This is a genomic window from Sphingomonas sp. P4_G2 (assembly GCF_056401155.1).
Genome location: NZ_JBFUJY010000021.1, coordinates 1 through 9,155, shown reverse-complemented (window position 1 = coordinate 9,155; position 9,155 = coordinate 1). Strand labels below are relative to the sequence as shown.

Genomic DNA, 9,155 nt, shown 5'->3' with positions numbered 1-9,155 from the left:
CCCCCCCCCCCCCCCCCCCGCGACCGCTACGCGGTCGCTCCCCTCATCCTCCCATTGCTGACGCAATGGGCCCCTCCTTCTCCCACAAGGGGAGAAGGGATTCTCGCCTTCCCGCGCTGCCGTCCCGAGACGAAATGTATCGCCGGTCAGTTCGGCAAGGGTGCGTCGGCAAGCAGCACCAGCGCCCGCGTCATCAGCATGATGAGCCGGTTCTCCTCGACACCGGCGTCGTTGCGATGCCAGCCGGCGGCGATCGCCAGCCAGCGCCCGTCCTTGCGCCTGACCAGGAAATTGAGCGTGACGACGCCCGGTTCCGACCCGCCCTTGAACCCGATATAATCGAACTTGCCGCGCGTTGTGGGATCGATCCCGGGATTGATCGCCAGCAGCGACAAGGGTGTCTCGCCACCCTGCTTGCGGAGCCAATCCAGGATTCCGGCAGTCTCGGCGGGACTGGCGAACCATTCGAGTGTATCGATCTTGGTCGGCCTGCCGGCGAACATCATCGGATCGACTGGCGTCGTCCGTAACCGCGCCGCGTTCCTGTCGAGCAGCGTGCGCCTTGCCGACGGCATCAACGACGTCGCCCATTGTGCCGCGAGATCGGCATTGGCGGGACTTTTCAGGGCAAACATCTGTCGCGTCGTCAGCATCGGCGCTAGGCCGGGCGCGCCCGCCTTGGTCACGAAGTCATCGAGCCGATCGCCTTCGAGCGACACCAACGTGTCCGTCGCGGTATTGTCGCTGATCGAGATCATCAGGGTGGCGAGCGTCTGGACCGTCACCGGGCTGCCCGCCGGCCAGTTCTGCGTAATGCCAGAGGGCAGCGAGGCGGGCCCGATCGGCACCACATCGCTCCATTTGCGCTCGCCCGCACCCACCTCGCGCGCCACTTCGCCAAGCACCCACAGCTTGAACGCCGAGCCGAGCGGCATCGCCTTGTCGGGCGCGATCCCGGCCACCAGACGCGGCGCGCCTTCGCCGAGCGCATAGATGCCGAGGCCGGTCGTCCCGGGCAGCGCGCGGATATCGGCGGCAAGCTTGTCGAGCGTATCCCCCGCCATTTCTGGGCCGGTGAACAACAACCCCACGACCTGATGCGGCGGCGCCGGGTCGATCGCGATCTGGGCATTGACCACGCCACGCTCGAACCGGACGCGCAGATTGGCCGAGAACGGCGTGACCGCGGTCAGTCTGTCGATCGCCAGCGGCTTGCCCATCTGCGCGGTCATCGACGCGACCACTGCGTCCCACTTTGCCCTGGCTAGCGCCGCCCGGAAACTCGGCGCGAAATAACTGTCGTAGCTTTGCGCTCCCGTGATCGCGGCGATCAATTCCGCGGTCCGCGCGTTGAGCGCGGGATCGGCAGTCACGGCGTTGGTAGCAGGCGACTGGGCGGATGCGGGCGCGGTTGGTGCCAGGAAGGCGAGCGCGACGAGCGCGCGGATCATCCACACGCGTTTCGCCAAATTTCAGCTCGCTTTCGGACCGGCCGGCGGATCGACCGACAGATCGAGCATCTCGATCTGCGGCCTAGCCTCCCGGACCAGCAACCGCGAGCCCGTATTGGTCGTGAGTCGCGCGGTCAGCGTATAGCGTTCAATGCGCATTATCCCCGGCTGCGACGGATCTATTTTGAGCGGGGCATAACGCCGAGCGCTTATCCCTGCCAGGATCGGCTTTATCCAATAGGGCTCATCGGCCGGTTTGCCCGACCGCAACACGCCGGCATCGCTGACCCGGCCGTCAGGGGTTACCCAAAAGCCGATATCGACCCATTCGCCATCATAATTGGTCCGCGACAATTTGGTCAGCGTCTCTCCCGAATTTGCTCCGCGGTCGGTGTCGTCGGTCGATTTGAGCGGTGGAGCATAAAGCAGTACCGGTGCACTGCCCTGATCGGTGGCGCGATAATCGGCGATCAGCTTGTCGACTGCACTGGGGTCGCCGGTCTTGGCATCCAGGCGCGCCATTAGCACGCGTGCGGCCTGGCCGAACGGCTTCATGTGCGGATCGGGATTGTTGATCAGCCAGTCCGCCGCCTTGCGCGCTTCGCCCTTATATTCGAACGGCAGCGCTATCGCGAGCTGGCTGTACAGCCCGACGATACGCAGGCGTGCCATGCCCTGGATATTGTACAGGCCGAGCTTCACCGCCTGGCGCTCGACGCTCGAATATTTGTCGACTGCCTCGTCAACACGGTTGAACCGCGCATACATGTCGCCGACTTCGACCTCCCCGCCCAGCACGCGCGGATCTTTCTCGGGCAGACCGGCCTTGAGTGCGCTCACCATATCGAACGTGCCGACGCGGAACGCCTCTCCGTCGCCCAGATGCGCGGCGATCCGGTAATTGGCGCGGAGCAGGTCGGCTACCGGTTCGGGATAGTCGTGCGCGAAGCGCTTGTTGCGGCCGATCGACTTTAACAGCGTGGAACGCGCATCCTCATATTTGCCGTCGACGAACTGGTGTTCGGCGACCTTCAGCGTGGCATTGATGTCCTGATCGGGCGGACATTTCCGCTCGACACAGGCATTCAGCGCTTTTTGCAGGTCGGGAAGGCGCTCGCCGATAATGATGATGTCGGCCTTGGAAGCGTCGGCCACCTTATCCTGCGCAACAACGGCGGCCGGAGCAGAGACGAGCAATGAAGCGAACAGGATTAAACTACGCGACATGACGTGAATCCTCCAAGACGCGGCGGCTATTCGTACCATTCTGCTTCGAATAGCGGAAGCCTCGCGCGATCAGGCGTCGATGGCTTCTTCGTCCAATCTGGCGGCATTTTCCTGGATGAAGGCGAAGCGGTGCGCCGGGTTGGTGCCCATCAGCCGATCGACCAGGTCCTTCACCCCCGCGCGCTCCTCATATTCCTGCGGCAAGGTGATGCGGATCAGTCCGCGCGAGCCGGGATGCATCGTCGTTTCCTTGAGCTGGTTGGGGTTCATCTCGCCCAACCCCTTGAACCGGCTAACTTCGACCTTCTTGCCCTTGAATTCCTTCGCCTCGAGCTCGGCGCGATGCGCGTCGTCGCGCGCGTACAGGCTCTTGGTGCCAGAAGTCAGACGATAGAGCGGAGGTTGCGCCAGATAGAGATGTCCGCGCCGGACGATGTCGGGCATCTCCTGGAAAAAGAAGGTCATCAGCAACGTCGCGATATGCGCGCCATCCACATCGGCGTCGGTCATGATGATCACGCGTTCGTAGCGCAGATTGTCCGGCTCGCAGTCCTTGCGCGTGCCGCACCCCAGTGCCAGCGTCAGGTCGGCAATCTCCTGATTGGCGAAGATCTTGGCGCTGGTCGCCGAGGCGACGTTGAGGATCTTGCCGCGGATAGGCAGGATCGCCTGGGTCTTGCGGTCGCGCGCCTGCTTGGCCGATCCGCCGGCCGAATCGCCTTCGACGATGAAAATCTCGGTACCGGCGGGATCGTCGGCCGAGCAATCGGTCAGTTTGCCCGGCAGGCGCAGCTTGCGCCCCGACGTCGCCGACTTGCGCTTGACCTCGCGCTCCTGCTTGCGGCGCAGGCGCTCGTCCATCCGCTCGACGACATAGCCGAGCAGCGCCTTGCCGCGATCCATATTGTCGGAGAGGAAATGGTCGAAATGGTCGCGCACCGCGCGCTCGACCATGGTCGCCGCTTCGGGACTGGTGAGACGGTCCTTGGTCTGGCTCTGGAATTGCGGCTCGCGAATGAAAACCGAAAGCATCAACTCGCATCCGACCATCACGTCGTCGGCGGTGATGTCCTTGGCGCGTTTCTGCCCGACCAATTCGCCGAACGCACGGATGCCGCGGACGAGCGCGGCGCGCAGACCCGCTTCGTGGGTGCCGCCGTCAGGGGTCGGGATGGTGTTGCAATACCAGCTATAGCTGCCGTCGGACCATAACGGCCAGGCCACCGCCCATTCGACGCGGCCCTGTTGCTCGCCGGGGAAGTCCTGGCTGCCCGCGAAGAAATTGGCGGTGGCGCATTCGCGGTCGCCGATCTGTTCCTTCAGATGATCAGCCAGGCCGCCGGGGAATTGGAACACCGCTTCCGCCGGAGTGTCGTCGGTGATGAGCTCGGGCGCGCATTTCCAGCGGATCTCGACGCCGGCAAACAGATACGCCTTCGAGCGCGCCAATTTGTACAGCCGCGCCGGCTTGAAGTGCAATTCGGGTCCGAAAATCTCGGGGTCGGGCGTGAACGCGACCGAGGTGCCGCGGCGATTGGGAGTCGGCCCCAATTTCTCGATCGGCCCGAGCGTCAGTCCCTTGGAGAAACGCTGGCGGAACAATTCGCGATTGCGCGCGACCTCGATCACGGTGTCCTCGCTCAGCGCGTTGACCACGCTGATGCCGACGCCGTGCAGCCCGCCCGAGGTCGCATAGGCCTTGCCGTCGAACTTGCCGCCCGAATGCAGCATCGAGAGAATCACTTCGAGCGCCGATTTGTCGGGGAATTTGGGATGCGGGTCGACCGGCATGCCCCGGCCATTGTCGACGACGGTCAGCCGGTTGCCGACCTCAAGCGTGACCTCGATCCGGGTGGCGTGCCCGGCCACCGCCTCATCCATCGAATTGTCGAGCACTTCGGCGGCGAGGTGATGCATCGCGCGCTCGTCGGTGCCACCGACATACATTCCGGGGCGGCGGCGGACGGGTTCGAGCCCCTCGAGCACTTCAATCGAGGAGGCGTCATAGTCGGTGCCGGGCTTACCGGAGGAAGCGAACAAATCGTCGGACATGTATCACGTATAGGAGGGGCGGAATCCGCCGCAAGGGCCGCGCGCAAGACGGCGTCGGCTATCCACAGCAAATCGCGCGCCCGAATGCTGTTCGGACGCGCGATTTGCGTTCATCGATGATCCCGGATCAGCGGACGCGCGGGCCGCCAAACGGCAGCGGCGGCGGCGGACGGCGATCGCGGCGCGGCAGCTGTGCCTGATAGGCGTGGCCGCAATGCGCGACGCAATAGGGGAAACCCGGGTTCACCTTGTCGCCGCAGAAATGGAAATCGGGTTCGCCGGGGTGGCCGAGCGGCCATTTGCAGATCTTGTCGTTGAGATCGAGCAGGCTGGTCTTGCCGGCAATCTCGGGCGACGGCTTGGCCGGGACCAGGCGGCGCGGCGGTGCGGGGGCGATTGGCGGCTGCTGCTCGCCCGGTGCCTGGCGCACGAAGCCGCCGGGACCGACCGAGCGCAGGATCGGCTGCGGCGGGGCGTCGGGGGCAGGGGTAGCAGGCGTAGTGGGTATCGCCGCGGCCGACGACGCCGCTGGGGCCGCGGCGGGTGCGGGGGCAGGAGCGGGCGCGGGGCGTGGTGCCTCGGTCACGGGCGGCGCCGCCTTCTTGACCGGCGCTGGGGAGGGCGCCGCCGACGCGCTGTCGTCATTCGGCTTCACCGGCGACGGGCGCGATTGCAGGCCCAGGCGATGGGCCTTGCCGATCACCGCGTTGCGGCTGACATCGCCCAGCGCCTCGGCGATCTGGCTCGCCGTCATGCCCTTTTCCCACATCGTCCTCAGCGTATCGATGCGGTCGTCGGTCCAGCTCATTCACATTCCTTCCAAAACGTCACCGGACGGTTGCGGGGCATCGCGTCAGCGCCTACCTGCGTGGCCGATGGACGCGCCCACCACTTCCGGTGAGAAAATCACTGTTATGGCACCCCCCGGCGTTCCGGTGATCCGGAGCGTGAACTGGGGTGGCCTGAGAACCCTCTATGTGAAGGAGGTGCGCCGTTTCTTCAAGGTGCACCTGCAGACGATCTGGGCGCCGGCCGCCACGACCTTGCTATTTCTGGTCGTTTTCACCGTCGCGACGGGCGCCAAACGGCCGGTGACGGTCGGCGGCGTCGACATTCCGTTCGGCGATTTCATCGCGCCGGGGCTGATCATCAGCCAGGGAATGATGGGCCCGGCCTTCGCCAATGCCAGCTTCTCGCTGCTGGTCGGCAAGATCCAGGGGACGATCGTCGACTATCTGATGCCGCCCTTGTCGACGATGGAATTGCTCGCGGCGTTGGTCGGCGGGGCGATGACGCGCGCGTTCATCGTCGGCTTCATCGTCTGGGCAGCGATGGCGCTTTACGGCATCGGCGTCTGGCCGCAGCATCTCTGGGCGGTGATCTGGTTCGGGTTCCTGGGGGCAGCGTTCCTGTCGCTACTCGGCGTGCTGACCTCGATCTGGGCGGACAAGTTCGACCATGCCGCGGCGGTGACCAATTTCGTCATCGTGCCGCTCGGGCTGTTGTCGGGCACTTTCTATTCGGTCGATCGCCTGGCGCCTGCGTTCCGCGCGTTCAGCCATGCCAACCCGTTCTTCTACATCATCTCGGGCTTTCGCTACGGCTTCCTCGGCACCGCCGATTCGCCGGTACTGATCGGCAGCGCGGTGGTGTTTGGCCTGGACGTGGTCCTCGCGCTGACCTGTTACTGGCTGCTCAACAAGGGCTGGAAGATCAAGTCCTGACCGGTCCCCGTCGTGGCGCTTGGCCGGTGTGCGTGAACGCCGGCTGACGCGGCCATTCAGCCTGCACGCAACATCCCACTGCTACCGCGCGTTATGATCCCACCCAGTGGAGTTCCGGTAATGCGCATTCTGTTGATATCGGCGGCGAGTCTCGCCGTCCTGAGCGCCGCGCCTGCGACGGCGCAATCCTATAATCCCGATTATTCTGGCAGTTACGGTAACGGCTATGCCCGTCGCTCGGTGCCGACGCCGTATCAGGTCCGCTCGATGATCGATACCGCCCAGGGCCGCGGCGAGATTTCCGACGATCAGGCGAGCAATTTGCGCGAACAAGCCGACGAGCTGGTGCGGCTGGACCGCCGCGCCCAGCGCGACGACGATGGCGATGTGCGCCGCGATCTCACGCGCCGGACCTTTGCGCTGCTGCGCGATCTGCGCGAGGCGCGCGGCGACTCGGGCAATGACTATGCCTATCGCGGCCGATCGACGGACTATCCGCCCGCTTATGGGTCGACGCCTCAGGGCGGTTATGACAGTGCCCGGCGCGCGCCCGGCGACGATGACGACCAGGGGCAACCGTATTCGTCCGCGCCGGACGACGCCTATAATACCGCGCCGCGCACGAACGATCCGTACCGTACGGCGCCGTCATACGATCCCAGCCGTACTGCGCCGCAGAATTACGATTCCTACCGCGCGACGCCTCCGGCCGGCGACTCTTATGGCGCGGCGCCCCCGCCCAATGACGATCAGCGCTATGACGATCCCAACGGGCAGGACGAAGACAATATGCCGCCGCCCGACGACGGCATCTACCAGCCGCGCAACAACTGATCAGCAGCGGGTGGCGGAGTGTCCCGCCACCCGTCGCCCGCGCCATCCGGACGAGCCCACGACCGCGGTCGGCAGCGCTTGTCGATCGTTTCGACCGGCTCGTGCGGCAAAGCGGTCCGGGTATCATGCACCCTGGGCATGACCCACCAAACCCCTGTCATGGCCGATTCGACCCCATGGTGTTGACGCTCCGTGGCCGGACCAAGTAAATGCCCGCTCCGGGCGGTCCGGATGGGCCGCCCTTTTTGCTTTTTCGCAACTGAAGGAGGCCATCGCCGTGACTATCACTCCGCTCATGCCCGTCTATCCGCGGTGCGGGGTGCGTCCGGTCCGAGGTGAGGGCTGCTTCCTGATTGGTGAGCGCGGCGAGCGTTATCTCGATTTCGCCGCCGGCATTGCGGTCAATGCGCTCGGCCATGGCCATCCCAAGCTGACCAAGGCGATCGCCGACCAGGCCGCGACCCTGATGCACGTGTCGAACCTGTACGGCTCGCCGCAGGGCGAGAGCCTGGCGCAGCGCATTGTCGACATCAGCTTCGCCGACACGGTGTTCTTCACCAATTCGGGCGTCGAGGCGATCGAGTGCGCGATCAAGACCGCGCGCCGCTATCACGACGTCAACGGCAATCCCGAACGCTACAAACTGATTACCTTCAAGAACGCTTTCCACGGCCGCTCGCTCGGCGCGATCAGCGCGACCGATCAGCCCAAAATGCGCGACGGGTTCGAACCGCTGCTGCCAGGCTTCGACTATGCCAGGTTCAACGACCTCGAAGGTGCGCTGGCGCTGATCGATGACGAGACCGCCGGCTTCCTGGTCGAGACGGTGCAGGGCGAGGGCGGGATGACCGCCGGCACGCCCGAGTTCATCCGGGGCCTGCGCAAGGCGTGCGACGAGCACGGCCTGTTGCTCATCCTCGACGAAATCCAGTGCGGCTATGGGCGTACCGGCAAGATGTGGGCCTATGAACATTACGGCATCACGCCCGACATCATGACCGTGGCCAAGGGCATCGGCGGCGGCTTCCCGCTCGGCGCGTGCCTCGCCACCGAGGAAGCGGCCAAGGGGATGGTAATCGGCACGCATGGCTCGACCTATGGCGGCAATCCGCTGGCGATGGCGGCGGGCGAAGCGGTGCTCGACGTGATGCTCGAGCCGGGCTTTCTCGAGCACGTCACCGCGATGGGCGACCGCCTGCGTGCAGCGTTCGAACAGCTCATTCCGAACCATGACGATCTGTTCGAGGAAATCCGCGGCAAGGGTCTGATGCTCGGTATCAAGATGAAGGAGCCGGCGGTCAGCCGCGATTTCGTCGCCCATCTGCGTGACAATCACGGATTGCTGACGGTCGCCGCGGGCGAGAATGTGTTCCGCGTGCTGCCGCCCTTGGTGATCGAGGAAAACCATATCGCCGAATGTATCGAGCGGCTGAGCGAAGGCGCGCGGACCTATGCCGCCGCCACCGTGGCGGCGTGAACGGTACCGTCCAAATCCTCCCCGGCACGGGGAGGGGGACCGGCCGCGAAGCGGACGGTGGAGGGGGCCCTCCGCACCTACATCGCTTGGGGCTCGCCCCCTCCACCACGCCGCTTCGCGTCGCGGTCCCCCTCCCCGTAAACGGGGAGGAATTTTAGTTTTGCGCCACTTCCTCAACCTGTCCGACGCCGGGCCTGACGGCGTTGCCGCGATGCTGGCGGATGCGCTCGACCGCAAGGCGGCGCGCGCGGGCTGGCCCAAGGGCAAAATAGACGCCGATGCGCCGCTCGCCGGGCATGTGCTGGCGATGGTGTTCGAGAAGAACTCGACCCGCACCCGCTTCAGCTTCGACATGGCGATCCGCCAATTGGGCGGCACCAGCATCGTGAC

Annotated in this window: 7 protein-coding genes and 1 pseudogene; 4 read left to right on the top strand and 4 right to left on the bottom strand. The window is 65.2% G+C overall.

Features of this window, described 5'->3' with window-relative positions; translation table 11 throughout:
- Nucleotides 1–146: 146 nt before the first annotated feature.
- The 4 genes from AC1DRD_RS22720 to AC1DRD_RS22705 all read right to left on the bottom strand — a co-directional run bounded on the left by AC1DRD_RS22720 (nt 147) and on the right by AC1DRD_RS22705 (nt 5,538).
- Nucleotides 147–1,469 carry a serine hydrolase gene (locus tag AC1DRD_RS22720; RefSeq protein ID WP_478033092.1) on the bottom strand — a complete coding sequence of 441 codons (1,323 nt, stop codon included), beginning with the start codon at nt 1,467–1,469 and terminating at the stop codon, nt 147–149.
- A gap of 3 nt (nt 1,470–1,472) precedes the next feature.
- Complete coding sequence (locus tag AC1DRD_RS22715) at nt 1,473–2,678, bottom strand: hypothetical protein (protein WP_478033091.1); 1,206 nt, start codon at nt 2,676–2,678, stop codon at nt 1,473–1,475.
- A gap of 69 nt (nt 2,679–2,747) precedes the next feature.
- A complete protein-coding gene (parE, locus tag AC1DRD_RS22710) occupies nt 2,748–4,730 on the bottom strand; it encodes a DNA topoisomerase IV subunit B (RefSeq protein WP_478033090.1) in 1,983 nt (660 codons plus the stop codon).
- A gap of 127 nt (nt 4,731–4,857) precedes the next feature.
- Nucleotides 4,858–5,538 carry a GcrA family cell cycle regulator gene (locus AC1DRD_RS22705; protein ID WP_478033089.1) on the bottom strand — a complete coding sequence of 227 codons (681 nt, stop codon included), beginning with the start codon at nt 5,536–5,538 and terminating at the stop codon, nt 4,858–4,860.
- Nucleotides 5,539–5,644: 106 nt separating this feature from the next.
- On the opposite strand from AC1DRD_RS22705, the gene AC1DRD_RS22700 reads away from it, so the two are divergent.
- The 4 genes and pseudogenes from AC1DRD_RS22700 to AC1DRD_RS22685 all read left to right on the top strand — a co-directional run.
- On the top strand, nt 5,645–6,454 hold the full coding sequence (locus AC1DRD_RS22700; protein ID WP_478033088.1) for an ABC transporter permease: 810 nt from the start codon (nt 5,645–5,647) through the stop codon (nt 6,452–6,454).
- A gap of 120 nt (nt 6,455–6,574) precedes the next feature.
- Nucleotides 6,575–7,288 carry a hypothetical protein gene (locus AC1DRD_RS22695; RefSeq protein WP_478043153.1) on the top strand — a complete coding sequence of 238 codons (714 nt, stop codon included), beginning with the start codon at nt 6,575–6,577 and terminating at the stop codon, nt 7,286–7,288.
- A 277-nt stretch (nt 7,289–7,565) separates the two neighbouring features.
- Nucleotides 7,566–8,765 carry an acetylornithine transaminase gene (locus AC1DRD_RS22690; protein ID WP_478033086.1) on the top strand — a complete coding sequence of 400 codons (1,200 nt, stop codon included), beginning with the start codon at nt 7,566–7,568 and terminating at the stop codon, nt 8,763–8,765.
- Between the two features lie 160 nt (nt 8,766–8,925).
- Nucleotides 8,926–9,155: pseudogene (locus AC1DRD_RS22685) on the top strand (ornithine carbamoyltransferase); the annotation flags it as partial.